This window comes from Collimonas sp. OK307, assembly GCF_900113705.1.
GTDB lineage: Bacteria > Pseudomonadota > Gammaproteobacteria > Burkholderiales > Burkholderiaceae_D > Collimonas.
The window spans coordinates 70,330-94,902 of sequence record NZ_FOQI01000011.1; the positions used below are offsets into that span (position 1 = coordinate 70,330).

24 protein-coding genes and 1 tRNA gene are annotated in these 24,573 nt (G+C 56.7%); 15 read left to right on the forward strand and 10 right to left on the reverse strand.

The genetic code is table 11. The features are described 5' to 3' along the window. Positions 1-222 precede the first annotated feature (222 nt). The gene (locus tag BM205_RS15265) at positions 223-582 is read right to left on the reverse strand and encodes a nuclear transport factor 2 family protein (RefSeq protein ID WP_092415733.1); all 360 of its coding nucleotides are present in this window, start codon (positions 580-582) and stop codon (positions 223-225) included. 20 nt (positions 583-602) lie between these two features. Further along, positions 603-1,472, reverse strand: a complete 870-nt coding sequence (locus BM205_RS15270; protein WP_092415734.1) for a helix-turn-helix domain-containing protein — start codon at positions 1,470-1,472, stop codon at positions 603-605. A 195-nt stretch (positions 1,473-1,667) separates the two neighbouring features. Between BM205_RS15270 and BM205_RS15275 the strand changes: the two genes are divergently transcribed. Beyond that, on the forward strand, positions 1,668-3,035 hold the full coding sequence (locus tag BM205_RS15275) for an alpha/beta hydrolase family protein (RefSeq protein WP_092415735.1): 1,368 nt from the start codon (positions 1,668-1,670) through the stop codon (positions 3,033-3,035). A 166-nt stretch (positions 3,036-3,201) separates the two neighbouring features. Here BM205_RS15275 and BM205_RS15280 read toward each other — a convergent pair. Beyond that, positions 3,202-3,277 (reverse strand) — tRNA-Asn (locus BM205_RS15280). Between the two features lie 108 nt (positions 3,278-3,385). Beyond that, positions 3,386-4,603 carry an amino acid aminotransferase gene (locus BM205_RS15285; RefSeq protein WP_092415736.1) on the reverse strand — a complete coding sequence of 406 codons (1,218 nt, stop codon included), beginning with the start codon at positions 4,601-4,603 and terminating at the stop codon, positions 3,386-3,388. A 126-nt stretch (positions 4,604-4,729) separates the two neighbouring features. Here BM205_RS15285 and uvrB point away from each other — a divergent pair, with 126 nt between their 5' ends. After that, on the forward strand, positions 4,730-6,811 hold the full coding sequence (uvrB, locus tag BM205_RS15290) for an excinuclease ABC subunit UvrB (protein WP_092415737.1): 2,082 nt from the start codon (positions 4,730-4,732) through the stop codon (positions 6,809-6,811). 69 nt (positions 6,812-6,880) lie between these two features. Beyond that, positions 6,881-7,672 (forward strand): uracil-DNA glycosylase family protein, encoded by a 792-nt coding sequence (locus BM205_RS15295; RefSeq protein ID WP_092415738.1) that lies wholly within the window; start codon positions 6,881-6,883, stop codon positions 7,670-7,672. Between the two features lie 23 nt (positions 7,673-7,695). Here BM205_RS15295 and BM205_RS15300 read toward each other — a convergent pair whose 3' ends face one another. After that, positions 7,696-8,487, reverse strand: coding sequence for a TetR/AcrR family transcriptional regulator (locus BM205_RS15300; protein WP_092415739.1), 792 nt, complete (start codon positions 8,485-8,487; stop codon positions 7,696-7,698). A 342-nt stretch (positions 8,488-8,829) separates the two neighbouring features. On the opposite strand from BM205_RS15300, the gene iscR reads away from it, so the two are divergent. The 9 genes from iscR to iscX all read left to right on the forward strand — a co-directional run bounded on the left by iscR (position 8,830) and on the right by iscX (position 15,213). After that, on the forward strand, positions 8,830-9,324 hold the full coding sequence (iscR, locus tag BM205_RS15305; RefSeq protein WP_092415740.1) for a Fe-S cluster assembly transcriptional regulator IscR: 495 nt from the start codon (positions 8,830-8,832) through the stop codon (positions 9,322-9,324). A gap of 17 nt (positions 9,325-9,341) precedes the next feature. Then, on the forward strand, positions 9,342-10,595 hold the full coding sequence (locus tag BM205_RS15310) for an IscS subfamily cysteine desulfurase (RefSeq protein ID WP_092415741.1): 1,254 nt from the start codon (positions 9,342-9,344) through the stop codon (positions 10,593-10,595). Positions 10,596-10,665: 70 nt separating this feature from the next. Then, entirely contained in the window at positions 10,666-11,064 is a 399-nt protein-coding gene (gene iscU / locus BM205_RS15315; RefSeq protein ID WP_092357272.1) for a Fe-S cluster assembly scaffold IscU, read from the forward strand. A gap of 42 nt (positions 11,065-11,106) precedes the next feature. Further along, positions 11,107-11,430 (forward strand): iron-sulfur cluster assembly protein IscA, encoded by a 324-nt coding sequence (gene iscA / locus BM205_RS15320; protein WP_014007106.1) that lies wholly within the window; start codon positions 11,107-11,109, stop codon positions 11,428-11,430. Between the two features lie 97 nt (positions 11,431-11,527). Continuing rightward, positions 11,528-12,043, forward strand: a complete 516-nt coding sequence (hscB, locus tag BM205_RS15325; protein ID WP_092415742.1) for a Fe-S protein assembly co-chaperone HscB — start codon at positions 11,528-11,530, stop codon at positions 12,041-12,043. A 34-nt stretch (positions 12,044-12,077) separates the two neighbouring features. Continuing rightward, a complete protein-coding gene (locus BM205_RS15330; RefSeq protein ID WP_092415743.1) occupies positions 12,078-12,692 on the forward strand; it encodes a LysE family translocator in 615 nt (204 codons plus the stop codon). 27 nt (positions 12,693-12,719) lie between these two features. Then, positions 12,720-14,585 carry a Fe-S protein assembly chaperone HscA gene (gene hscA, locus BM205_RS15335; RefSeq protein WP_092415744.1) on the forward strand — a complete coding sequence of 622 codons (1,866 nt, stop codon included), beginning with the start codon at positions 12,720-12,722 and terminating at the stop codon, positions 14,583-14,585. A 49-nt stretch (positions 14,586-14,634) separates the two neighbouring features. Further along, complete coding sequence (gene fdx / locus BM205_RS15340) at positions 14,635-14,973, forward strand: ISC system 2Fe-2S type ferredoxin (RefSeq protein ID WP_092415745.1); 339 nt, start codon at positions 14,635-14,637, stop codon at positions 14,971-14,973. Positions 14,974-15,018: 45 nt separating this feature from the next. Continuing rightward, positions 15,019-15,213 (forward strand): Fe-S cluster assembly protein IscX, encoded by a 195-nt coding sequence (iscX, locus tag BM205_RS15345; RefSeq protein WP_041743587.1) that lies wholly within the window; start codon positions 15,019-15,021, stop codon positions 15,211-15,213. Between the two features lie 99 nt (positions 15,214-15,312). Here the strand turns inward: iscX and BM205_RS15350 are convergent, their stop codons facing one another. From BM205_RS15350 to prfB, 3 genes are all read right to left on the reverse strand, one after another. Then, entirely contained in the window at positions 15,313-16,017 is a 705-nt protein-coding gene (locus BM205_RS15350; RefSeq protein ID WP_092415746.1) for an outer membrane lipoprotein, read from the reverse strand. 272 nt (positions 16,018-16,289) lie between these two features. Continuing rightward, entirely contained in the window at positions 16,290-17,816 is a 1,527-nt protein-coding gene (gene lysS / locus BM205_RS15355; RefSeq protein ID WP_092415747.1) for a lysine--tRNA ligase, read from the reverse strand. 90 nt (positions 17,817-17,906) lie between these two features. After that, a protein-coding gene (prfB, locus tag BM205_RS15360) for a peptide chain release factor 2 (protein WP_139217348.1) occupies positions 17,907-19,011 on the reverse strand; the annotation gives its coding sequence in 2 pieces (ribosomal slippage) (positions 17,907-18,929 and positions 18,931-19,011; 1,104 coding nt in all). A 215-nt stretch (positions 19,012-19,226) separates the two neighbouring features. Here prfB and BM205_RS15365 point away from each other — a divergent pair. The 3 genes from BM205_RS15365 to BM205_RS15375 all read left to right on the forward strand — a co-directional run bounded on the left by BM205_RS15365 (position 19,227) and on the right by BM205_RS15375 (position 21,724). After that, entirely contained in the window at positions 19,227-19,991 is a 765-nt protein-coding gene (locus BM205_RS15365) for a hypothetical protein (protein WP_092415748.1), read from the forward strand. A gap of 135 nt (positions 19,992-20,126) precedes the next feature. Then, positions 20,127-20,729: a DJ-1/PfpI family protein gene (locus tag BM205_RS15370; protein ID WP_092415749.1), complete on the forward strand. Its 603-nt coding sequence runs from the start codon at positions 20,127-20,129 to the stop codon at positions 20,727-20,729. Then, on the forward strand, positions 20,717-21,724 hold the full coding sequence (locus BM205_RS15375; RefSeq protein ID WP_092415750.1) for a GlxA family transcriptional regulator: 1,008 nt from the start codon (positions 20,717-20,719) through the stop codon (positions 21,722-21,724). Before BM205_RS15370 ends, BM205_RS15375 begins: the two co-directional genes overlap by 13 nt. Before the next feature lie 47 nt (positions 21,725-21,771). Here BM205_RS15375 and recJ read toward each other — a convergent pair whose 3' ends face one another. Next, positions 21,772-23,466: a single-stranded-DNA-specific exonuclease RecJ gene (gene recJ / locus BM205_RS15380; RefSeq protein WP_092415751.1), complete on the reverse strand. Its 1,695-nt coding sequence runs from the start codon at positions 23,464-23,466 to the stop codon at positions 21,772-21,774. Continuing rightward, positions 23,463-24,536 carry a hypothetical protein gene (locus BM205_RS15385; RefSeq protein WP_092415829.1) on the reverse strand — a complete coding sequence of 358 codons (1,074 nt, stop codon included), beginning with the start codon at positions 24,534-24,536 and terminating at the stop codon, positions 23,463-23,465. Before BM205_RS15385 ends, recJ begins: the two co-directional genes overlap by 4 nt. Positions 24,537-24,573 lie beyond the last annotated feature (37 nt).

Genomic DNA, 24,573 nt, shown 5'->3' on the forward strand with positions numbered 1-24,573 from the left:
CTAGGTTGCGTGGTGGGTCAATTCAAGTTGGATGACGGCCCGACAGATCGTCGTGCGCGGTTGTCGCGGGCATTTAACCTGAAGTCTAGAGGGGCGTCGATTTTCTATGGGGCAACTTCATCGAAAGGCGGTTTGTGGGCGATAGTGTTGAAAAACTCGCTGCCGACCATTGGTGGCAGGGGAATGCGGCGCGACCTGCCGGACGCCGCACATGTTTGCATTTCAAGAGTTATTCTCAAAAAATCCATTCATGCTGACCAGCCTGCCTTGATCGTCATACTCGCCGTAACTGATCCCGGTTCCCACCGTTATGTTTTCCTGGGTTTTCATTTCCCAGTTAGCGATGCTTTTTTGATGGTGCGACATGAAATATGTCGTGACGAAATGGGCGCCGGGAATCTGTTGATGCAAATGCTCCATGTAATTGATGAGCTCGTCCCATGATGCCGCTTGCGTCAGTGGGTCTGTGTAAACGGCGTTATCCGCGAGCACCTCTGAAAATATCGCCAGCCTTTCCGCCTTGCTTGTCATTTTCCAGGCAGAGGTATATTTTTCCCACGTCTTCTCAAGATCTGCATTCATGTTTGCTGCTCCTCTCGTGATCAATTTATTGGAATGGCATAGTGCATGACCGATTCATTCGAGCTGGGGTTATAGTCCGCGCCATAGAATTCCAGATCGGTCGTATTGGCGTGTCTTCTTCCGCTGCGCGGCAGCCAGGTCGAGTAAATATAGTTGATGGTGTTGTCGATCAAACTGACGGCGCCGTTGTGCGCAAATTTGGCGTAGGTGCATGCCGGGATTTGAATCGCCAGCATTCCCACCGGAATATCCGCGAGTGCAGTCACTTCAATCGCACAAAAATATTCCAGTTCATCGCTGTTCTCTGTTATCTGCCTGACGACGCCGTAACAAGTGCCGCCAACCGTGTTCTTGATTTCGGATAGCCGTGGAAGGAATTGCTGCCACAGCGGCGGCAGCTTTTCGCCGATATTGTTTTTCTCCGAATCGGTGCCAAAGAAGCTTGTCCTTAATCCCACAAGCTGCATTTCCTTTTGCACATAAATTTCGGGGACGGTATTCATCCTCTTGTTGATATGTTCAAGGTAGTCTTGGTCGAACTTTACCTTTTGCGGGAATGGGCGCCTCTTCCCAATTTTGCGATATTCAGCCGGCGTAGTATCAAACGCGGATTTAAACGCCCGTGTAAAGCTTTCCTGGCTTTCAAAATCCGCTTCCATTGCGATGTCGATGATTTTTTTGTCGCTGTTCAGTAACTGATCAAGTGCTTTTCCGAGTCTTCTCGAGCGGATGTAGTCCTTTACTGTGTCGCCGGTCAGTCCTTTAAAGATGCGCTGAAAATGCCATTGGCTCAGCCCGGCTCCGCTCGCCACTGCATTGATGGAAATTGGCTGGTCAAGATTGGCTTCGATGTAATCGACGCCGCGTTGGATTTGATCGAGGTAATTCATCAGTTCTCCTTTGTGGGGGAATGATAAAAGGATTTAAATCCGGGGTTTTGATATTTTGTGCTCGAATCTGACGGAGTAGACCTCACGTTTCATGAGCGATTAGCTTGCGTTAGCGCTGCCGGTTTGGCTCAGATAGTATAGTTGCTTTGCGGTAAGTATATCGGTAGGATTTGGCACCTACGCCAAGGAATTTAAATGCCATCCACCAAAGATCCAACCTCTACTATTCTCCGCTATTCAGTATTTGCGCTTGCCTGCTTTTCAGTCGCGGCTTTTGCCCAGTCCCTGCCGACGGCGGCGCCGGCTTGTCTTACCGGCGCCTACCGTTCACCGGCGGGCGAGATCGTCACCCTGACCCAGCGCCCAGGCTTTCCGCAGACACTGCTGGCGACTGATTTCAACGGCCGCAGCGGCGTCTTTGAGGTGGCCGGCGACGGCGTACTGAACGCAGCGCAGGATGCCGATAATCCGGCCAGGCTGGCGGGGCGCCTGACTTATGCCGGATGCCAGGCAACTTCGCTCGACTTGCAGTTTTCCGGCGCTGATGCGCAACACTGGTCGCGCATGCCGCTGCGGATTACCCGCACCCGTTTCATGTCCGGCGCAGTGCAACTGAATGGCGAACTGATCGAACCGATTGCTGGCGGCGACAAGCCGCCGCTGTTCGTGCTGGTGCACGGCTCCGAATCGAGTGCCACGGTTGATTCCAGCAACCATGCGTTCCTGATGGCGAGCCAAGGCATCGCCGCCTTCGTATTCGACAAGCGCGGCACCGGCGCCTCAGGCGGGGTTTATACCCAGGATTTCGTGCAGCTGGCGGACGACGCCGCCGCAGCGGTAGGGGAGGCGCGCCGGTTGAGCGCTGACCGTGTCGGCCGCGTCGGCGTCGCCGGCTTCAGCCAGGGCGGCTGGGTCGCGCCGCTGGCGGCGCTCAAGGCGCAGGCGGATTTCCTGGTGGTCGGTTATGGCGTGATCGGCACGCCGATCGAGCAGGACCAGTGGCAGGTTGACTACCAGTTGCGCCAGCTCGGCTACGGCGAAGACGTGATCGGCAAGGCGCGTACACTGACTGCCCTGGCCGGCAACGTTGCGGCATCGGATTTCCGTAGCGGCATGCCGCGATTGCTGCACGCTAAGGATAAATACGCGGGCGAGCCTTGGCTGGCGAAAGTTGATGGCCAGTACAGCGGTGCACTGCTGCGCGGCGAGGTGGAACGGGCGCGCAGCGAAAGCCCGCAAGTGATCTGGCATTACGATTCGCTGGCGGTGCTGCGGCAGCTCGCCATCCCGCAGCTGTGGGTGTTTGCGCAAGACGATTCGGTGGCGCCCAGCGCGCCGACCATCGCTCGCCTGAATGCCTTGCGCGGCAGCGGCAAGGATATCGAGATTGCGGTTTTTCCGCAGTCGGATCACGGCATCCGTTCGTTTTCCGTGCGGCCTGACGGCAGCCGTAAATACCTGGCTTACGCGGCCGGCTATGATCGACTCTTGGCCGACTGGATGAGGCAGAGGCCCTTGTCGCCGGAGGTGCAGGAGAGGATGTTGGCACCGCCAGGCAGGTGAATTTCGGCTTACCTCGGTGCGAGCGGTCGTCGTAGTTGATGATGCTGATCGCGCCGAGGTCGACCTCTGTGATGTAGTGGATATTGGTGGCTGCCGTAGGGATGCACGCCGATTTTTTCGGACAAAAGAAAAGGGGCTGCATTTGCATGCAACCCCTTATATATCTTGGCTCCCCGACCTGGACTCGAACCAGGGACCTGCGGATTAACAGTCCGTCGCTCTACCAACTGAGCTATCAGGGAATTGAAAGAAGCAGAATTATAGTCTTGAATTCGCTGAGTTGTCAAAGCTTTTTCTAAACTTTTCTACATCCCCGGAGTAGTCTTTACAACTTCTCCGGGACCCGAATATTACAGGACTTTTGCGATTGCGGCGACAACATTATCAATATTTTTCGTATTGAGTGCTGCCACGCAGATACGGCCGGTGTCGACCGCGTAAATCGAGAACTCATCGCGCAGGCGATCGACCTGGGCTTTGGTCAAACCGGAGTAAGAGAACATGCCGCGTTGCTTGGTGACGAAATCGAAGTCGTGGCCTGGCGCCTGTTCTTTCAACTTCTTGACCAGCAGGTGACGCATTTCGCGAATACGTACGCGCATGCCGGCCAGTTCTTCTTCCCACAGTTTGCGCAGCTCTGGCGACGACAGGGCGGTGGCGACTACCTGGCCGCCGTGGATTGGCGGGTTGGAGTAGTTGGTGCGTACCACGCGCTTCAATTGCGACAGCACGCGGCCGGCTTCTTCTTTGCTGGCAGCGACGATGCTCAGCGCGCCAACGCGTTCGCCGTATAGCGAGAACGATTTCGAGAACGAGTTCGATACGAACAGCGGGCCGCCGGCTTCGGCGAAGCGGCGTACTACCTGGCCGTCGGCTTCGATGCCGTCGCCAAAACCTTGGTAGGCCATGTCGAGGAACGGAATCAGGCCGCGCTGTGTCACTACTTCGATGACCTGGGTCCATTCGGCATCGGTCAGATCGGCGCCGGTCGGGTTGTGGCAGCAGGCGTGCAGGACAACGATCGAGCCGCTGGCCATGGTCTTGAGCGCGTTCAGCATGCCGCTGAAGTTGACGCCGCGGGTGGCTGGGTCGTAGTAAGGATAGTTGTTGACGGTGAAGCCGGCCGATTCAAATAGCGCGCGGTGGTTTTCCCAGCTTGGATCGCTGATCCAGACTTGCGCGTCGGCTGCGGCGAAGCGCTTGAGGAAATCGGCGCCCAGTTTCAATGCGCCGGTGCCGCCGATGGCTTGCACGGTGATCGCACGTTTCTCTTGAACTACGGCGCTGTCGGCCCCAAATACCAGTTCTTGCACAGCCTTGTCGTAAGCAGCCAGGCCTTCGATCGGCAGGTAGGTGCGCGGCGACAGTTTTTCGATCAGCAGCGCTTCAGCCTTTTGCACGCAATCCAGCAACGGCACCTTGCCGTTGTCGTCGTAATAGACGCCGACGCCGAGGTTGGTCTTGCCTGGATTTTGATCCGCATTGAAACCTTCGGTGATGCCGAGGATAGGATCGCGTGGCGCCATTTCGATGGCGGTGAAGAGGGAGGCTGAAAGAGGTGCGTTCATCGTGATAACATAAAAAGTTGGCTGCAGATTGAATCTTGTAGCCGGGTTGAATGCTGTGCCGGGTCACGAATACTTCGCTGATCGGCGCGGATTTACTACCGCTTATTCTACCAAAGGTCGAGGCCCATGGCTGACATATCACAGGTTTCCAGTAGCGTTGACGAGTCTAAAATCGTCACTTTTCCCAATTCGCCGTACAAATTGTTCCAGCCGTTCCTGCCCGCAGGTGACCAGCCGGCGGCGATCGCCAAGCTGGTGGAAGGGGTGGAAGACGGTTTGTTTTACCAGACGTTGCTGGGCGTTACCGGCTCTGGCAAGACGTATACGATGGCTAACGTGATCGCCCGCATGGGGCGGCCTGCCATCGTTTTTGCGCCCAACAAGACGCTGGCGGCCCAGCTATATAGCGAGTTTCGCGAGTTTTTTCCGCATAACGCGGTGGAATATTTCGTTAGTTATTACGATTATTACCAGCCGGAAGCGTATGTGCCGCAGCGCGACTTGTTCATTGAGAAAGATTCGTCGATCAATGAGCATATAGAACAGATGCGCCTGTCCTGCACCAAATCGCTGATGGAGCGGCGCGATGTGGTTATTGTGGCAACGGTGTCGGCGATTTACGGCATCGGTAATCCTAACGAATACCACCAGATGATCCTGACCTTGCGCGCCAAGGACAAGGTCAGCCAGCGCGACCTGATCGCACGCTTGATCCAGATGCAATACAACCGCAATGAAATCGATTTCGGCCGCGGCACTTTCCGTGTGCGCGGCGATACGATCGACGTCTTTCCTGCGGAACATGCCGAACTGGCCGTGCGCATCGAGATGTTCGACGATGAAATCGATAGCCTGCAATTGTTTGATCCGCTGACCGGTCGCGTGCGGCAAAAAATTCCGCGCTTTACCGTGTATCCGGGTTCCCACTATGTGACGCCGCGCGCTACTGTGCTGCGCGCCATAGAAACCATCAAGGATGAGTTGCGTGAACGGCTCGAATTTTTCCGCAAGGAAAATAAATTGATCGAGGAGCAACGCATAGAGCAGCGCACGCGTTTCGATCTGGAAATGATGCAGGAAATCGGATTCACCAAGGGTATCGAAAACTATTCGCGTCATTTGAGCGGCGCCTTGCCAGGCGAGCCGCCGCCGACCCTGGTCGATTACCTGCCGCCGGATGCACTGATGTTCCTGGATGAATCGCATGTGCTGATCGGCCAGCTGAACGGTATGTACAACGGCGACCGCGCACGTAAAACCAATCTGGTGGATTACGGCTTCCGGCTGCCGTCGGCGCTAGATAACCGGCCGTTGCGCTTCGATGAATTCGAAGGCAAGATGCGGCAGACGGTTTTCGTATCGGCGACGCCGGCCGATTATGAAAACCAGCGCGCCGGCCAGGTAGTGGAGCAGGTGGTGCGACCGACCGGCTTGATCGATCCTGCTATCGAGGTGCGGCCGGCCCTGAGCCAGGTTGATGACCTGATGACCGAAGCCAATGCTCGCATCAAGAAAAACGAGCGCGTGCTGGTGACGACGCTGACCAAGCGCATGGCGGAACAGCTCACCGAATTCCTCAGCGATAACGGCATCAAGGTGCGCTATCTGCATAGCGATATCGAGACTGTCGAGCGAGTCGAGATTATCCGTGATCTGCGCCTGGGTACCTTCGACGTATTGGTCGGGATTAACCTGCTGCGCGAAGGTTTGGATATTCCTGAGGTGTCGCTGGTGGCGATCCTGGATGCGGACAAGGAAGGTTTCCTGCGTTCCGAGCGCAGCCTGATCCAGACCATAGGCCGCGCCGCACGGAACCTGAACGGCACCGCGATCCTGTATGCGGATCGGATGACCGATTCCATGCGCCGTGCGATCGACGAAACCGAGCGCCGTCGCAACAAGCAGATTGCTTTCAATACGGCGAACGGCATTACGCCGGTCGGTATCAGAAAGCAAATCAAGGAATTGATCGACGGCGTCTACAGCCCGCAAGAGGCGCGCGAAGAGCTGCATGCGGCGCAGGATCAGGCCAAGTATGAAGCGATGAGCGAAAAGCAGGTGAGCAAGGAAATCAAGCGCCTGGAGAAGCTGATGATCGATCACGCGAAGAACCTGGAGTTCGAAAAAGCCGCGCAGGTGCGCGACCAGTTGCATGTGTTGAAGACGCAGTTGTTCGGTGCGCCCGGGGCCGACAATATTGCGTTCTGAGTGCAGGGTTCCTGCAACCCTGTTTGTGCTGTTTATTTATATTGACCGACCTGTTTTTTACCAAGAACGATGACTGACTTTCTTCCTGTTTCAATTCGTGCTGCGCTAGATGGTGTGCATGCTTCCTGGCTGACTATTCTGGAGGATGGCTTGCGCGCCGTGGCGCAGGCCAATCCGGCCTATTTGCAGGATCTGGCGGTAGCCGATTATTTGCCGACTGAAGGTCGCATGTTTGCCGCCTTCACCCAGCCATTGGATGCAGTGCGCTATGTGCTGGTGGGCGAGGGACCTTATCCACGTGCTGCAAGCGCTACCGGTGTGTGTTTCATGGATGGCGCCGTTGGTTCCCTGTGGTCGGAGAAGGGTTTGTCGAAGCAGGTTAATCGCGCCACCTCCTTGCGTAATTTCATGAAGATGCTGCTGGTGGCGGACGGCCAGCTGGCAATTGAAAGCACTACCGGCGACGCCATGCTGGAAGTGGCGCAGCGAGCGCAAACGGGCGGCTCGACGGCGATCCGGTTGCTGGCCGATTTGCAGGCCAATATGGTGGGGCAGGGGTTCTTGTTGTTAAACGCTTCGCTGGTGTTTCGCCCCGATGTGCCGCCGGTGAAAGATGCCAAGGCCTGGCAGCCGTTCATGCAAGCCGTATTGCAAGGGTTGGCCGATGCCGCGGACAAGCGTGGCGAGAGTCTGCCGACGCTGGTCTTGTGGGGGAAAATTGCCGAGCAGTTGAATGCTTACCCGGTGACCGCGCGCTTCCCGAAGGCAGTGGCCGAGCATCCTTACAATCTCAGTTTTATCGGTAACGCCGGTATGCAGGCCTTGTTCGGGCCGATGCAGTTGTTACGGCGCGCAAGCTGACCGCAAGACGCTTGATCTTGGTTTTAGATCAAGCTCATTTGCCGTAAATCGATTTCCGCCTGGGTCAACGGCTTGTCGGCTGCTGGCGGTGGACTGAGAAGATCCAGTTCCGGCTCAGCGGCAGGCACTGCAGCTTTTGGCGCCGGTGCGGGTTTGGCGCGTTTGCTGCTGGCGACGACAGTAGCGGTGGGTGTGGCTGGAGTGGCGGCCGCCAGCCAGCGCTTGAGCATGTCGTCAAACAGCGCCAGCATCGCTGCCGGCAATTCCGGTGTGTAGGCTTGCCGGATCACGATGCCGTCCCACATGGCGGTCAACAGCAACGCCGCCGCGTGCGCGTCCAGAGCCTGATCGATCTGGCCGCGTTCCTGGGCAGTGCGCAGCATGTCTGCCAGGCCGTCTACCCATTCCGTCTCCGCTTTCTTGATCACTGCGCCGACGCGCTTGTTGCGCAAGCCCTCGGCGTAGATTTCTGTCATCAGGCCGGCATCGCTGATGGCGGCGTAACGCTGGGCGAAAGCACGGGTGATGGCTGACAAGGCTTGCGGCAGATCGTCCGTATCATGAAATTCTGACAATAAAGTGCGTGCCTGGCGCCGTTCATCCTCTGCCATGGCGGCAATAATCGCATCCTTGCTGGTGAAATAGCGGTACACAGCACCTGGCCCCAGACCTACTTCGGTGCAGATTTCCTGCATGGACGTCTGGTGAAAACCGGTCTTGCGGAAGCACTTTCCTGCGGATTTCAGGATGTCGACGCGCTTCTGGTCAGCTCTCTGCGTCGGTGATTGCGGTGTCTTGGATTTGCGGATGGCCATACTGAGTGCTGCTCAAAAGAGGACTGTGCGGAGGGTCGACATTATAGGTTTAAGCGCGACCTCCTAGAATAAATTTTTTGCTGTTATCACTGTTTCTGCGCTGCTCTTGTTATAGCAGTTTGTGTATATAAGGCAATTTTCCTGCGCTGGCCCGGGGCCGGATAATGCCCTTATTTGTTGTGTTTGTATAAATGACAATTGCCGTCAAATCCCCGTCCGGCGCGGGATTCGGGGAATTGGGCAATACCTGACGGATTCACTCAAGTTTGGTATACTGACGTAACACTACGTAATCCCGAAAAAAGGATACGCGGATAGGATAGGTTTGAGAGCGGAGATTACATGCGTCTGACTACAAAAGGCCGGTTTGCGGTAACTGCGATGATCGATTTGGCATTGCGGCAGGGCAAAGGTCCAGTTACTTTGTCCGCAATTAGCGAGCGTCAAGAGATTTCCCTGTCATATCTGGAACAATTGTTCGGTAAATTGCGTCGTCACCAGATTGTTGAATCCGTGCGCGGGCCAGGCGGCGGATACAACCTGGCGCGCAAGGCCGAAGACGTCACGGTGGCGGACATCATCATCGCGGTCGATGAACCGCTGGATGCGACCCAGTGCGGCGGCAAGGAAAACTGCCACAGCCCGGACCACGAGGGCGGCGGCCGTTGCATGACGCACGACCTGTGGTCGACCTTGAATGCAAAAATGGTCGAGTATCTGGATTCGGTGTCGCTGAAGGATTTGGTAGACCAACAACATGCGCAGCAACAAGCGCATCAGAAGAAGACCCTGGAACAAAATGTGGTGGTGATGCATCGGTCCCACCTGGTTGCTTGATTGGAGCTAGAAAAAGTATGAACGCACCCTTGGAAAAAAGCCTGATAGACACATTGAAGGCGCCTCACTTCCCGATTTACATGGATTATTCGGCCACTACGCCGATCGATCCACGTGTTGCCGACAAGATGATTCCTTACCTGCGCGAGCAGTTCGGCAATCCGGCGTCGCGCAGCCATATGTATGGCTGGTCCGCTGAAAAAGCTGTCGAAGATGCACGCGAGCAGGTCGCCAGGCTGGTCAACGCCGATTCACGCGAGATCATCTGGACTTCGGGCGCTACCGAAGGCAACAACCTGGCAATCAAGGGCGCGGCCAATTTCTACAAGACCAAGGGCAAGCACATCATCACCGTCAAGACCGAACACAAAGCGGTGCTGGACGTGGTGCGCGAGCTGGAACGTCAGGGCTTCGAAGCGACTTACCTGCAACCGCAAGATAATGGCCTGATCACGCTGGAACAGCTGGAAGCTGCGATCCGTCCCGACACCATCCTGATATCTGTGATGCTGGTCAATAATGAAATCGGCGTGATCCAGCCGATCCAGGAAATCGGCGAGCTGTGCCGCCAAAAGGGCATCATTTTCCATTGCGACGCGGCGCAAGCTACCGGCAAGGTGGAAATCGACCTGGAAAAATGGAAGGTCGACCTGATGACTTTCACGGCCCACAAGACTTATGGTCCTAAAGGCGTCGGTGCTCTGTATGTACGCCGCAAACCGCGTGTCCGTCTGGAAGCCCAGATGCATGGCGGCGGTCATGAGCGCGGCCTGCGTTCCGGTACGTTGCCGACCCACCAGATCGTCGGCATGGGTGCCGCTTTCGAAATCGCGCGCGAAGAAATGGAAGCCGAAGGCATCCGTATCAAGGCGCTGCGCGATCGTCTGGCGAACGGCCTGCAAAGCATGGAGGAAGTGTATATCAACGGTGACATGGATCACCGTGTACCGCATAACCTCAACGTCAGTTTCAACTACGTTGAAGGCGAATCGCTGATCATGGCGATCAAGGATATTGCGGTATCGTCCGGCTCGGCATGTACTTCGGCCAGCCTGGAGCCTTCGTATGTGTTGCGCGCGCTGGGCCGCAACGACGAGTTGGCGCATAGCTCGATCCGCTTCACCATCGGCCGCTTCACTACCGAAGAAGACATCGACTTCACGATCGACCTGATCAAGAGCAAAGTGGCCAAACTGCGTGAGTTGTCGCCGCTGTGGGATATGTACAAGGATGGGATTGATATCAGCTCGATCCAATGGGCGGCACACTAAAAGAATTTCGTTGCGGCCTGGTGAATTTTAATGACACTCACCGCCGCGGCATCAAACAAGGAGTAGCAAAATGTCTTATTCAGCAAAAGTTTTGGACCACTACGAAAATCCACGCAACGTCGGCGCTTTTGAAAAGGGCGACGAAACCGTGGGTACCGGCATGGTCGGCGCGCCTGCATGCGGCGACGTCATGAAGTTGCAGATCAAGGTCGGCGCCGACGGCATCATCCAGGACGCCAAGTTCAAGACCTACGGCTGCGGTTCGGCGATTGCTTCGTCGTCGCTGGTAACCGAATGGGTCAAGGGTAAGACGCTGGATCAAGCAATGTCGATCAAGAATACCCAGATCGCCGAAGAACTGGCGCTGCCGCCGGTCAAGATTCACTGCTCTATCCTGGCTGAAGATGCGATCAAGGCTGCGGTTGAGGATTACAAAGCCAAGCACGGCGAGCAGAAGCAGGCAGCGTAAAGGCTAATCTAGGTAATCTGGCAAAAAAGAGATCGACGGCATATGGCAATCACACTTACTGAAAAAGCGGCGAAGCATATCAACCGCTATATCGAGCGGCGCGGCAAAGGCATCGGCCTGCGCTTCGGCGTGCGCACGACGGGTTGCTCCGGGCTGGCTTACAAGCTGGAATATGTAGATGAGAAGACTGACGAAGATGCAGTGTTCGAATCGCACGGGATCCAGGTGTTTGTCGATCCCAAGAGCTTGCCTTATATCGATGGCACCGAGCTTGATTTTGCGCGTGAAGGTTTGAACGAAGGCTTCAAGTTCTACAACCCGAACGTCAAGGATGAGTGCGGTTGCGGCGAGAGTTTCCGGATCTGACACTGGATTCCAGACGGTCCGGTTGACCCGTGCATCACGTTGGATTAGATGGATGACCAAGCCTGTTGTACTCCAACAGGCTTTTGTTTTAAGAGCTATGCAAAACCACTTCGAACTATTTCACCTGCCGCAGCGCTACACGCTGGATACGCCAGCGCTGGAGCGCGCTTATCACGAGGTGCAGAACCAGACGCATCCGGACCGCTTCGCCAGCGCCAGCAGTGCTGAAAAGCGCGTGGCGATGCAATGGACGACGCGTGCCAACGAAGCCTATCAGACACTCAAGAGCCCCTTCAAGCGCGCCGCCTATCTGTGTGAGCTGAACGGCGTTGAGTTGCAGGCTGAGTCCAATACGGCGATGCCGGCGGCGTTCCTGATGCAGCAGATGGAATGGCGCGAAACGCTGGACGATGCGCGCGCTGCGAAGAGCATGCCGGCACTGGAACAGCTGGACAGCGAGCTGCGCGCTGCACGCAAGGCCGATTTGGAGCGCATAGGTACTTTGCTGGATGCACAGGAATTCCAGCAGGCCGCGCAATACGTGCGGCAGCTGATGTTCCTGGATAAATTTGGGGAAGAGATCGGCAATGCGTTCGCCGTTCTTGAATCGTAGAATTAAATTAAAAAATTATTAGCCGAGTACGAGCATGCCTGAAGTCTGGTTATTCTTGATTGCCGCAATGACGTTGACCCTGGCCCCGGGGCCGGACAATATCTATGTGCTGACGCGCGGGATAACGCAGGGCCGCAAAGCCGGCCTGGTCTCTGCACTGGGTTTCAGCTCGGGTTTGATTTTCCATACCACGCTGGCGGTACTGGGATTCGCTGCGCTGATCAAGGCTTCGCCGCTGGCGTATTCCTTGTTGCGCTATGCCGGCGCCGGTTATCTGATCTACATCGGCGTGCGTACTTTGCGCTCTCACTCAGCGATCCATTTGCAAGGCAATGCCGAGCCGATGAAGCTGTCGCGCATCTACTGGCAGAGCGTAATCGCCAACATGCTGAATCCGAAAGTGACCTTGTTCTTTATCGCATTCCTGCCACAGTTCGTGAATGCAGGCGCCGGTCATATTCCAGCGCAGATGTTGCTGCTGGCGGCAGTATTCATCGCGCAAGCATTGGCAATTTTCAGCCTGGTGGCCCTTTTTTCCGGCATGGTCGGAGCGTTCTTCCAACGCAAGAAATCGGCTGCCACCACCATGAACCGCTTGGCGGGCTGTGCGTTTATCGGACTCGGTATTCGCATCGCTCTGCCCCAATAAAGCAATAAACGAAAAGCAAGTCACCATATGGCACTTTTACAAATTTCCGAACCAGGCATGTCCACCGCGCCGCATCAGCATCGGCTGGCGGTAGGGATCGACCTGGGTACCACCAATTCCCTGGTCGCGACGGTACGCAACAGCATTCCTGAAGTACTCAACGATGAAGCGGGGCGGCCTTTGATGCCATCCATCGTGCGTTATCTGCCTAACGGCAACGCGCATATCGGCTATAAGGCGCAGGCCGCGCAGACCACCGATCCGAAGAATACCATCCTGTCGGTCAAGCGTTTCATGGGACGCGGCCTGAAGGACATCGCCTACGCAGAAAACCTGCCTTACGATTTCCTCGATGTGCCGGGTATGGTGCAACTGAAGACAGCCGCTGGGATCAAGAGCCCGGTTGAAATTTCCGCGGAAATCCTGGCCACGCTGCGCCAGCAAGCGGAAGATGCGCTGGGTGACGATCTTGTCGGCGCGGTGATAACGGTGCCGGCTTATTTCGACGATGCGCAACGCCAGGCGACCAAGGATGCCGCCAAACTGGCCGGCCTCAATGTGCTGCGTTTGCTCAACGAGCCTACCGCTGCGGCGATTGCCTACGGCCTGGATAATGCATCTGAAGGCGTGTACGTAGTCTATGACCTGGGCGGCGGCACTTTCGATATCTCGATCCTGAAACTGACCAAGGGCGTGTTCGAAGTGTTGGCAACCGGTGGCGATTCTGCATTGGGCGGCGACGATTTCGACCACCGGGTAATTTGCTGGATCAGCCAGGAAGCCGGGCTGGCGCCGTTGTCTGATGAAGATGCGCGGGTGTTGATGGTCAAGGCGCGCGAAGCGAAGGAACTGCTCTCCACCAAAACCGAGGTCACCATCGATGCTGCCCTGGGTTCAGGTGAACAAGTGCATTTGCTGCTGACGTCGGAAATTTTTGACGAGATTACCCAGCATCTGGTCGCCAAGACTTTGACGCCGACGCGCAAAGCGCTGCGCGACGCTGAATTGAGTGTCGATGATGTCGATGGCGTGGTGCTGGTCGGCGGTGCTACCCGCATGCCGAGTATTCGCAAGGCGGTCGGCGCCTATTTTCAAACTACGCCGCTGGCGAATATCGATCCTGATAAGGTGGTCGCGTTGGGCGCTGCGATCCAGGCCAATCTGCTTGCCGGTAACCGCGCTCCCGGCGATGACTGGCTGCTGCTGGATGTGATCCCGTTGTCGCTCGGCATAGAAACCATGGGCGGCCTGGTGGAGAAGGTTATTCCACGCAATTCGACCATTCCTTGCGCCCGTGCACAAGAGTTCACCACCTTCAAGGATGGCCAGACAGCGATGGCGATCCAGGTCTTGCAAGGTGAGCGCGAGCTGGTCAGCGATTGCCGTTCACTGGCGAAATTCGAGTTGCGCGGGATTCCGCCGATGGCGGCAGGCGCGGCAAGAATCCGCGTGACCTATCAGGTCGATGCCGACGGATTGTTGTCGGTCTCGGCGCGCGAATTGCGTTCCGGCGTGGAAGCGTCGATCAGCGTCAAGCCGTCTTATGGATTGGCGGATGACGACATCGCCAGGATGCTGCAGGAATCGTTTGCCTCGGCGGATGTCGACATGCAAGCGCGTGCCTTGAGAGAAGAGCAGGTGGAAGCTGAGCGTATCGTGCTGGCTACTGAATCGGCTTTGCAAGCGGACGCTGCCTTGTTATCCGAGCAGGAGCGGGTCGACATAGCCGGTTTGATCGATGCCGTCCGCGTGCAGGCGCAGGGCACGGATCACGTGGCTATCAAGGCCGCGGTTGACGCATTGGCGCACGGTACCGAAGAGTTCGCCGCCCGTCGCATGGATCGCAGCGTACATGATGCGCTGACCGGCAAGACACTGGACCAAGTGTCATAAGAAATCATATAAATTCATAAAGACTCAACCTATTCCCGAGGTAAACCAAGTGCCCCAAATCGTCGTATTGCCCCATCCTACTTTCTGCCCGGAAGGCGTCGTGATTGACGCTCCGAGCGGCCAATCCGTTTGCGATGCATTGCTCGCGCATGATATCGAGATCGAACACGCCTGTGAAAAATCCTGTGCCTGCACTACGTGTCACGTGGTGGTGCGTGAAGGTTATGCATCCCTGAACGAGCTGGATGACAAAGAAGAAGATTTACTGGACATGGCCTGGGGCCTGGAAGCGACTTCGCGCCTGTCATGCCAGGCCTTGGTCGGCAAGGAAGACCTGGTAGTCGAGATTCCGAAGTATACGATCAACCACGCCAGCGAAAATCACTAAGACTAAGCGTCGCCTAAGCGCCACTATACGGAGAGGATCAGAACCATGAAATGGACCGATACATTGCGCGTTGCAGAAGCCTTGTACGATAAATTCCCGGATACCGATCCGGAGAAAATCCGCTTTACCGATCTGCACAAATGGGTGCTTGAACTGGACGGCTTTGACGATGAGCCGAATCGCTCCGGCGAGAAAATCCTGGAAGCGATACAAGCAGCCTGGATAGAAGAAGCCCGCTAAGAAAAAGAAGTGTCGCAATAAAGAAAAACCCGCTGTCGCTACAATCGTAGCGACAGCGGGTTTTTCTTTTTCAGCCTGAATCAATCAGGCTGATGCGGTTTAGCCGCGTCCTTCCAGGTGGCCGTTGACTACACGGACCGGATCGCCGACACGCCATCCCTGGCTGGATTGCGGGAAGCTGCGGACCTTGCCGTCTTCCATCCGCACCATGACTTGATAGGTAGTGTTGGTGCGAGTGCGTTTTTCCACTTCATTACCCGCAAAACCGCCGCCAACAGCACCGGCGACAGTCGCCAGCGTATTACCGTTGCCATGGCCGACCTGATGGCCCAGGACGCCGCCCAGCAACGCACCTGCTGCAATACCTACGCCGCTAGGCGGGGCTGCATGCTGGATTGCCTGTATCGATTCAACCCGGCCGCAGCTGCGGCAAATAGCTGGTTGTTGAGGCGCTTGCTCTTGCTGACGCGGGGCAGCGGCATACTCAGGACGCGACGCTTGCCTTGGATCCTGTGCCTGCTGCATTTGCTGTTGTGTTTGTTGCTGCGGCTGTTGTTGCTGGGAGTAGCCGTTCTGGTAGGCAGTCGGTGCGCCATTTTGCATCGGTTGGCCGTTCTGTTGTTGCTGATTGTTATAGTCCGCAGGTGCAGTCGACATAGCGGCGACTTGCGCCGGATTCGAGCCTTGCGAGCTAGGGAACAGGCCAGTCATTGCGGCCACGCCGACCAGGCTGGCCAGCATCACTGCCACAGCCGCGCCGGCAACCAGCGGATGAATGCGATTATTCGGTTTCGGGTTATCCATTATTACCTCCAGGAGAATTTTTGTTTGTTGGTTAATGTAATTATCAAAGGTTCAGATACCGAACGCTATGCTGATAATGTGTCAGATGTATCCTTATGTAACGAGTTCCCGCGTCAGCAAAACAATTCGACTCTGACCCCAATTCTTTTTAAAACAATTGGGGTCAGAGTCGAATTGTTTTTCATGATTACTAACTTTTTTACTCCGTGGAACGGCAAATGGGGCCAGAGTAAATTACTCTGGCCCCATTTGACTAAGTTGCCGCGGGTTGATCAGTCTTCGCGGCGCAGGTGTGGGAACAACAGTACGTCGCGGATGTTTGGCGAGTCGGTTATCAGCATCATCAGGCGATCGATGCCGATGCCGCAGCCGCCGGTCGGGGGCATGCCGTATTCCAGCGCGCGGATGTAGTCGGCATCGAAGTACATGGCTTCTTCGTCGCCGGCATCTTTGGCTGCGACCTGCGCCTGGAAGCGGGCGGCCTGGTCTTCCGAGTCGTTCAACTCGGAGAAACCGTTGGCGATTTCGCGGCCGGTGACGAACAGTTCGAAGCGCTCGGTGATGCCTGGCACTGTATCGGAGGCGCGCGCCAGCGGCGATACTTCGACCGGGTAATCGACGATGTAGGTCGGATCCCACAACTGCGCTTCTGCCGTCTCTTCAAACAAGGCCAGTTGCAGCGCGCCGAGGCCGGCGTGGGCGTGAGGCTTGACGCCGAATTTTTTCAATTCAGCTTTGATGAACTCGGCATCTTGCAGTTGTGCGTCTTGGTATTGCGGCGCATATTTGTTGATGGCGCCGACAATCGTCAAGCGCTGGAACGGCTTGCTCAGATCCAGTTCGCGGCCTTGATATGTCAGGGTCGCAGTGCCGTGGGCATCGATAGCAGCCTGACGGATCACTTGCTCCGTGAAGTTCATCAGCCATTGATAGTCGACGTATGCCGCATAGAATTCCATCATCGTGAATTCCGGATTGTGGCGCGGTGACACACCCTCATTACGGAAGTTACGATTAACTTCAAACACGCGTTCGAAACCGCCAACCACCAGGCGTTTCAGATACAGCTCAGGCGCGATACGCAGGAACATTTGCATGTCCAGCGCATTGTGGTGAGTGATGAACGGTTTGGCCGCGGCGCCGCCGGGAATGGCGTGCAGCATCGGCGTTTCGACTTCCATGAAGTCGTTCTTTTCCATGAAGCGGCGGATCGACGACATCGCAGCGGTGCGCACTTTGAAGGTGCGGCGCGTATCTTCGTTCATGATCAGGTCGACGTAACGCTGGCGGTATTTGGTTTCCTGATCGGCCAGGCCGTGGAATTTGTCCGGCAGCGGGCGCAGCGATTTGGTCAGCAGGCGCAGGGTAGTCACCTTGATCGACAGTTCGCCGGTCTTGGTCTTGAACAGCGTACCCTCGGCGCCAAGGATGTCGCCCAAATCGTAATGCTTGAAGCTATCGTAATTTTCTTCGCCGATATTTTCTTTGGTGATGAACAGCTGGATGCGGCCGTCGGCATTGCTGCCGGAGGCGTCTTGCAGAGTGGCAAAGGAAGCCTTGCCCATCACCCGTTTCAACATCATGCGACCGGCAACCACAACCTTGACCGCCGCAGCGTCCAGCGTTTCGTTTTCCTGTTCGGCATACTCAGCCTGGATGCTGGCGGCTTTGTGCGTCGGCCGGAAGTCGTTAGGGAAAGCCACGCCGTGCGTGCGCAGGGCTGTCAGCTTGCTGCGGCGTTCCGCGATGATTTTATTTTCGTCTTGCGGGACAGGTTGCTGCTGATTGTCTGTCGTCATGTCAGTATCTTTTAAAGTGATGCGGTGAAACGTCTGTGGTGCGGCGAGAAAGGTATTGCCACGGACCTGGTCCGTGGCATGGTTTGCAACTTACACGCCTTGCTTGAGCGAGGCTGCGATGAAGTCGTCAAGGTCGCCGTCGAGGATGGCCTTGGTATTGCCGCTCTCAAAGTTGGTACGTAGATCCTTGATGCGCGATTGATCCAGCACATAAGAGCGGATCTGGTGGCCCCAGCCGACATCGGTCTTGGAGTCTTCCAGCTTTTGCTGTTCGCTCATGCGCTTGCGCAATTCCAGCTCGTACAGTTTTGCTTTCAGCATGTCCCACGCTTCGGCGCGGTTGCGGTGCTGACTGCGATCGTTCTGGCACTGCACGACAATGCCGGACGGCATATGCGTCAGGCGCACTGCGGAGTCGGTCTTGTTGATGTGCTGGCCACCGGCGCCGGACGCGCGGTAAGTATCGACGCGGACATCGGCCGGGTTGACATCGATATCGATCGAATCATCCACTTCCGGGTACACGAACAGACTGGAAAACGAAGTGTGGCGTCCGTTAGCGGAGTCGAACGGCGATTTACGCACCAACCGATGCACGCCGGTTTCGGTGCGCAGGAAGCCGTAGGCGTAATCGCCCTCGACCTTGAGCGTGGCGGTTTTGATGCCGGCGATTTCACCGTCCGACTGCTCCAGGATATCGACCTTGAAACCCTTGCGTTCGCAATAGCGCAAATACTGGCGCAGCAGCATCGATGCCCAATCCTGCGCTTCGGTACCGCCGGCGCCTGCCTGGATATCGATGAAGCAGTTGTTGGGATCCATCGGATTGCTGAACATGCGGCGGAATTCCATGCCTTCGACCAGCTTGCGCAGGCCTTCGGTATCGGCTTCGACTGCCTCAATGGTTTCTTCGTCCTGCTCTTCGCGGGCCATCTGGAACAGGTCGCTGGTGTCGCGCAGATCGGCTTCGATCTTGGTCAGCGTCAGGACGATAGCTTCCAGGGATTTCTTTTCCTTGCCCAGGTCTTGGGCGCGTTTCTGGTCATTCCAGACTTCAGGATCTTCCAGTTCGCCATTGACCTGGTCGAGTTTCTCTAACTTCGTATCGAAGTCAAAGATACCTCCGAAGTTCGGCTTCGCGGCTGGTCAGGTCCGCAAGCAGGTTTTGTAGGGAATTTAAGCGTTCGGCTTCCATTTTCGGCTCTTTTGCAATCAAACCCTAAATTATACGCCAGCGGCATGGCAGATGGCTCCATGGTTTGTATTTTGCCCATTTTCGGTGATTTTTTTTAGATGAATATGCACAAATGTGAACCATTGCAACAAGGCTGGCATCGAACCTGCAACTCTCTACAATGGATCGCGATCGTGATAAGAGCGTGCTAATTTACCTACCGGACCGGGCCGCACATGTCGATTAAGGCAAATACCAATCGTTGCAATGTCGGTTTGTCATCGTTTTTATTGGTGGTTCCATTGTGTCTGGCGCTTGGCGCTTGCGGCCTGTTGGCGCCGACACCGGCACCGCATGGCGAAGTCCAGGGCGCTTCCACCAGCGGTGCGGAACTGGCGCAGTCCGATGTCAATCGTTTCGCTACCCTGGCCATGCGCGACAATCTCGAGAGCCTTTATCGCTTGCTGGATAAATTGTACCGACGCAATCCTGCCGAATGGAAAAAGACCGCCACCAGCCGCGAGCTGGCGATCAAGCGTGTGCGTGATGCTATCGAAGCGCGCCAGCCATGGCCGGAGTTGCAAGGAAAGCATGATATCCAGGCGTTGTCGCTGGCGCTATCCCTCGATTTCAGCGGCGACCGGGTCGCGGCATTTATCTACGGTGCCGCCGACATGATCGTCGTCGCGCATGGCGGTAAAACAAAGTTTTACCTGATTGACGGTTTTGACGCCCAGTATCTGTACAACGCAGCCCGCAACATGGAGATAGCGTCGTGGATCTTGAACAGCCGGAAAAATCCCGCAGGCCAGCCTTTGCTGCTGTCCAACGACATCAACGAGAGTGAGCGCAACTTCAGTTTCGAAAGAGAGTTCGGCAAGATCATCGGCCGCATCGATTTGCTGGCTGAAATGACGACGGAGAAATACAAACGTGCGGGGATCAGCTATTTCCAGAATATGGTGGGCGGTACGTTCTTGCAGTTTTTGCCTGTGCGGTGACATTGTTCCAATATGTCCGATTTTGTCCGCATTATGTCTACAGAGAGCATTTCGCGATATGCGCGTCAGGCTTAACCTGATATCAACGATAGAAGTCCGGCCCCGGACTTTCCGTGAGTTGAATGAGGCCTAAGCATGTTGAGTGTGGGAATACTGGTTTTTGACGATGTTGAGATTCTGGATTTTTCCGGCCCCTACGAAGTGTTTTCCACTGCGGCCCGGGTGCATGGCCGCAGCAACGGCAACCATGCCGCCGCAAACCTGTTCCAATGTTTTTTGGTGGCGCCCAGCATGCGTCCGGTGCGCGCTCGCGGCGGTTTGAAGGTGCTGCCTGACTGTGTCTTGCTGCCATCTGCGGAACTGGATGTGCTGCTGGTGCCGGGCGGCGATGTCTCGGCCATCCTCAATGACGACGCGGTGATCGACTGGATCGCTGCGCAGTCGCTGGGTGCGGTTATTACCGCTTCGGTCTGCACTGGCGCCTTCCTGCTGGCCAAGGCGGGCTTGCTGGATGGATTGGATGTCACCACGCACTGGGAGGATCAGGACGATTTGCAGGCTGGTTTTCCGGCACTGAGCGTCAAGCGTGATGTAGCGTGGGTAGATTGCGGTAAAGTGGTTACTTCCGGCGGCATTTCAGCGGGCGTCGACATGAGCCTGCATCTGGTCGAACGATTGGCCGGGCCAGAACTGGCCGCCGCTACCGCCAGACAAATGGAGTACCGATGGCTGCAATAGCCGACAACATGCGAGCCGGGGAAATCACCATTCCGGTCTATTTCCTGCTGCGTGACGCCACCATGGCGCTTGACCTGATTGGTCCGGCGGAAGTCCTGCGCTATGCCAACCGGATCGCCGGGCGTGAAGGGCGGCCGAATTTCTTCGACGTGCGTTATATCAGCGCGGCAGATAACATCAGCACTTCCATCGGACTTGGCCTGACCGGCTTTGGTCCATTGCCGGACAGCCTGCCCGCCGATGCCATCCTGGTGCTCAACGGCTGCACCGGCAGCGACGACGATTTCAGCAGCATTGCCGATCAACGCGCGGTGAGCTGGCTGCACACCCATTGGGGCGCGTCGCACAAATTATTATGCATTTGCACCGGCGCCTTGCTGGCCGGGTACGCCGGTTTGCTCGACGATCGCCAATGCACCACGCATCACAGCCATTGCGATGACCTGCGCCGCATCGCGCCGCGTGCCCATGTCTTGGAAAACCGGATTTTTGTCGAAGACCGCAATGTGTATACCAGCGCAGGCGTTACCACCGGTATCGATCTGGCCCTGCACGTGGTGGCGCAAATTTGCGGCCACGCTCGCAGCGCCTCGATTGCCCGATCGCTGGTTGTGTATATGCGGCGTGCCGGCAGCGATCCGCAATTGTCGCCATGGCTGGCTTGCCGCAATCACCTGCATCCAGCGATACATCGGGTACAAGATGCCGTGATCGGCAATCCCGCCAACGATTGGGATTTACAGCAGCTGGCAGAGATTGCCTGCACCAGCGAGCGCCACCTGACGCGCCTGTTCCGAGAACACACCGGCAGCAGCCTGGTCGACTACATCCAGCGCATCCGCGTCGCCCTGGTACGCGAACTGCTGACCCAGTCCAAGCTAGACATGGAGCAGGTAGCGCAACAGGCCGGTTTCAATTCAACCCGCCAATTACGCCGCGTCTGGAGTAAATTCGAAAGCCTCCCGCCAAGCCGGCAACGCCAAACCAACAGCTAAATAGTTAAATAGGGTCATGGAGTACAACACTAAGCATTCAAAATTTTTTACGCCGGCTCGGCATGCTCAACCATCAACTGCACCTTGGTAACCCCATTATATTCATTAGCATCCAACCGAAACGCCACCTTAGCCTTACTCCCCAACTCATCGGTATGCCCGAACCAGATCGCATCGTAGCGCGTGCCATTCCGCTCCAGCAGCAACTTCAAATGCTTCTCCTTCAAGATACGCTGGCTAACCACCCGGAACTCATCGCAAAACAGCGGCGGTGCAAAGCCCTGGCCCCACACCTGGCCCTCCATTAACTCAATGAATTGCGTAGTGTAATAAGCATCCTCCAACGGCCCGTCGGTCTCAACCACACGTTCCAGCTGGCTCTGCCCCAGCCATTCACGCCCGACTTTTTCAAAAGCCTCGGCAAAAGCGTCAAACGCATCCGCACGGATCGTCAATCCTGCCGCCATCGCATGGCCACCGAATTTCTGGATCAGGCTAGGAGCATGCTTGGACACCAGATCCAGCGCATCGCGCAAATGAAAGCCCGGAATCGAACGCCCCGAACCTTTGATCAAGCCTTCACCGCCCGGCGCAAAAGTAATCGTAGGCCGATAGAATTTATCCTTCAGGCGAGAAGCAACAATGCCGATCACGCCTTGATGCCAGGAAGCGTCGAACACGCTGATGGTGGTGCTGTCTTGCGGCTTGAAATCGTCCAGCAACGCCAGTGCGGTATCTTGCATGCCGGCTTCGATATCGCGTCGTTCGCGGTTGATGGTGTCGAGCTGCTGGGCGATGGCCCAGGCCCGGCCTTCGTCATCGGTGGTCAGGCATTCGATACCCAGCGCCATGTCGGCCAGGCGACCGGCGGCGTTCAGGCGCGGGCCCAACGCAAAGCCAAGGTCGAACGGTGTGGCGCGGCGCGCTTCACGGCCGGCGGCGCGAAACAGGGCGGCAATGCCGGCATGCATGCGGCCGGCGCGCATACGCTTCAAACCTTGCGCGACCAGGATGCGGTTGTTGACATCCAGCTTGACGACGTCGGCAACGGTGCCGAGCGCCACCAGGTCGAGCAGTACATCCAGTTTCGGCTGGCTCTTGGCGTCAAACACGCCGCGCTTGCGCATTTCGGCGCGCAGCGCCAGCAAGACATAGAACATCACACCGACACCTGCCAGGTTCTTGCTGGGAAAGCCGCATTCCGGCTGGTTCGGATTGACGATGACGCGTGCGTCTGGCAGCGTGTCTGCAGGCAAGTGATGGTCGGTGACGACCACTTCGATGCCGCGCCGGTTGGCCTCCGCCACGCCGTCGATGCTGGCGATGCCGTTGTCGACCGTGACGATGATGTCGGGTGATTTCTCGCGCGCCGTCAGTTCGACGATTTCCGGCGTCAGGCCGTAGCCGTACTCAAACCGGTTCGGTACGATGAAATCGATATTCGCGCCCAGCAGCCGCAGGCCGCGCAGGCCGACGGCGCAGGCGGTGGCGCCGTCGCAATCGTAATCGGCGACGATCACCATTTTCTTTTGCGCGCCGATAGCGTCGGCCAGGAAGCTGGCGGCGGCATCTATATGCAGCAATCCCGCAGGTGGAATCAGCGCAGTCAATTCACTTTCCAGTTCCTTGACATCAAGCAGCCCGCGCGCGCTGTACACGCGTGCCAGCACCGGATGAACGCCACTCTGGTGCAGCCGTTCAGAATCGCGGAAAGAGTAGGGGCGGGTGGTTATACGCGTCATGGCAGCAATCTGGTCAGGGCTGGCTTCAGCCAGAATTTCTTCAGCGAGAGCCGGCTGGTGGCCAGTTCAAGCACGTGGGTACTGTCAGTGATAATCAGGGAAAGACTATCCAGCTGTCCTTGTTGCATCGCTTGCAGCACAGGCGCGAAGCAGGTGCTTTCCAGGGTTTGCAACTCTTGCAGCCAGCTTGACCATTCACCGGTGAGGGCCGGCTGGATCAACTGATCCAATATCAGCAGGCCACGTCCGGGTTTGGCGGCGATGATGCCGGCGACGCTGGCATTCGCATGCGCAGCCTTGGCGTACTGGCCGAGGCCGACGAAGCCGGCAGGCAGGTTGAATACCTCGTGCTGGCCGACGGTTGGCACCGTTGCGGCGGCGCCGCCCCACAGCCAAAGGGAGTTGACGCTCTGCTTTCCCTGCATCTCGCGACGCTCGTTCAGAGGATGTGCAAACCACAGCATCTGTACTTCATTCTGCAACTTGCGCCAGGCTCGGGCGCCGTCGCCTTGCGGCATCCAGATATCGATGTTGTGCCCGCAAGTGGCGTCCGGCGTGGAAGTAAGCAGACCCTGCCAGTCGTCAGCACGCATGAACCAGGTGTTGGCGTTGCCGTAGACCAGTGGCCTGCCCACTTCGGCAAACAAGGGCGCGGCGGCGTCGAACAACTCGCGTGAATCCGTTTCGGACAAGCCGATCTGACGGATATCGGTCAATACCAGATGGTCGCGGGCGATATGGATATGCGCCGGATGGAGCATGAACCAGACACCTTCATCAACGCTCAGGCCCAGCGCACGCATGGCGGCGCAGGCCAGGGCAGGACTGTTGTGCGCGTCCTGGGCAGGCGCTGCGCTGGCCGGAATAAACGAAGGAAGATGAAATTGCGAGCTTAACCACATTTCGTGCGGCAAGGCGCGTGCAAAATCGTCAAATACTTGACGGGAATGTTCCTTTTGGGCGCGCGCCATCAAGGTGGCAAAGGCGGGCAGTTTCAATTCGCGCAATAAATCACGCGCCAATTCCGGCGGCGGCAGGCCGAATGGCAATAGGATAGTTAAATGACTCATGGCGCGATTGTAGGGCATAGCCGCGACATGAGTCGAA

Excerpts from the sequence above, each read along its gene's own strand:
- iscU (WP_092357272.1), top strand. The coding sequence starts at position 10,666 with ATGTCTTATTCAGCAAAAGTTTTGGACCACTACGAAAATCCACGCAAC.
- BM205_RS15385 (WP_092415829.1), bottom strand. The coding sequence starts at position 24,536 with ATGAGTCATTTAACTATCCTATTGCCATTCGGCCTGCCGCCGCCGGAA.
- BM205_RS15330 (WP_092415743.1), top strand. The coding sequence starts at position 12,078 with ATGCCTGAAGTCTGGTTATTCTTGATTGCCGCAATGACGTTGACCCTG.
- uvrB (WP_092415737.1), top strand. The coding sequence starts at position 4,730 with ATGGCTGACATATCACAGGTTTCCAGTAGCGTTGACGAGTCTAAAATC.
- BM205_RS15275 (WP_092415735.1), top strand. The coding sequence starts at position 1,668 with ATGCCATCCACCAAAGATCCAACCTCTACTATTCTCCGCTATTCAGTA.
- BM205_RS15300 (WP_092415739.1), bottom strand. The coding sequence starts at position 8,487 with ATGGCCATCCGCAAATCCAAGACACCGCAATCACCGACGCAGAGAGCT.
- BM205_RS15370 (WP_092415749.1), top strand. The coding sequence starts at position 20,127 with ATGTTGAGTGTGGGAATACTGGTTTTTGACGATGTTGAGATTCTGGAT.
- iscR (WP_092415740.1), top strand. The coding sequence starts at position 8,830 with ATGCGTCTGACTACAAAAGGCCGGTTTGCGGTAACTGCGATGATCGAT.
- iscX (WP_041743587.1), top strand. The coding sequence starts at position 15,019 with ATGAAATGGACCGATACATTGCGCGTTGCAGAAGCCTTGTACGATAAA.
- hscB (WP_092415742.1), top strand. The coding sequence starts at position 11,528 with ATGCAAAACCACTTCGAACTATTTCACCTGCCGCAGCGCTACACGCTG.
- BM205_RS15270 (WP_092415734.1), bottom strand. The coding sequence starts at position 1,472 with ATGAATTACCTCGATCAAATCCAACGCGGCGTCGATTACATCGAAGCC.
- BM205_RS15265 (WP_092415733.1), bottom strand. The coding sequence starts at position 582 with ATGAATGCAGATCTTGAGAAGACGTGGGAAAAATATACCTCTGCCTGG.
- iscA (WP_014007106.1), top strand. The coding sequence starts at position 11,107 with ATGGCAATCACACTTACTGAAAAAGCGGCGAAGCATATCAACCGCTAT.
- hscA (WP_092415744.1), top strand. The coding sequence starts at position 12,720 with ATGGCACTTTTACAAATTTCCGAACCAGGCATGTCCACCGCGCCGCAT.
- BM205_RS15350 (WP_092415746.1), bottom strand. The coding sequence starts at position 16,017 with ATGGATAACCCGAAACCGAATAATCGCATTCATCCGCTGGTTGCCGGC.
- BM205_RS15310 (WP_092415741.1), top strand. The coding sequence starts at position 9,342 with ATGAACGCACCCTTGGAAAAAAGCCTGATAGACACATTGAAGGCGCCT.
- BM205_RS15295 (WP_092415738.1), top strand. The coding sequence starts at position 6,881 with ATGACTGACTTTCTTCCTGTTTCAATTCGTGCTGCGCTAGATGGTGTG.
- BM205_RS15285 (WP_092415736.1), bottom strand. The coding sequence starts at position 4,603 with ATGAACGCACCTCTTTCAGCCTCCCTCTTCACCGCCATCGAAATGGCG.
- BM205_RS15365 (WP_092415748.1), top strand. The coding sequence starts at position 19,227 with ATGTCGATTAAGGCAAATACCAATCGTTGCAATGTCGGTTTGTCATCG.
- lysS (WP_092415747.1), bottom strand. The coding sequence starts at position 17,816 with ATGACGACAGACAATCAGCAGCAACCTGTCCCGCAAGACGAAAATAAA.
- BM205_RS15375 (WP_092415750.1), top strand. The coding sequence starts at position 20,717 with ATGGCTGCAATAGCCGACAACATGCGAGCCGGGGAAATCACCATTCCG.
- recJ (WP_092415751.1), bottom strand. The coding sequence starts at position 23,466 with ATGACGCGTATAACCACCCGCCCCTACTCTTTCCGCGATTCTGAACGG.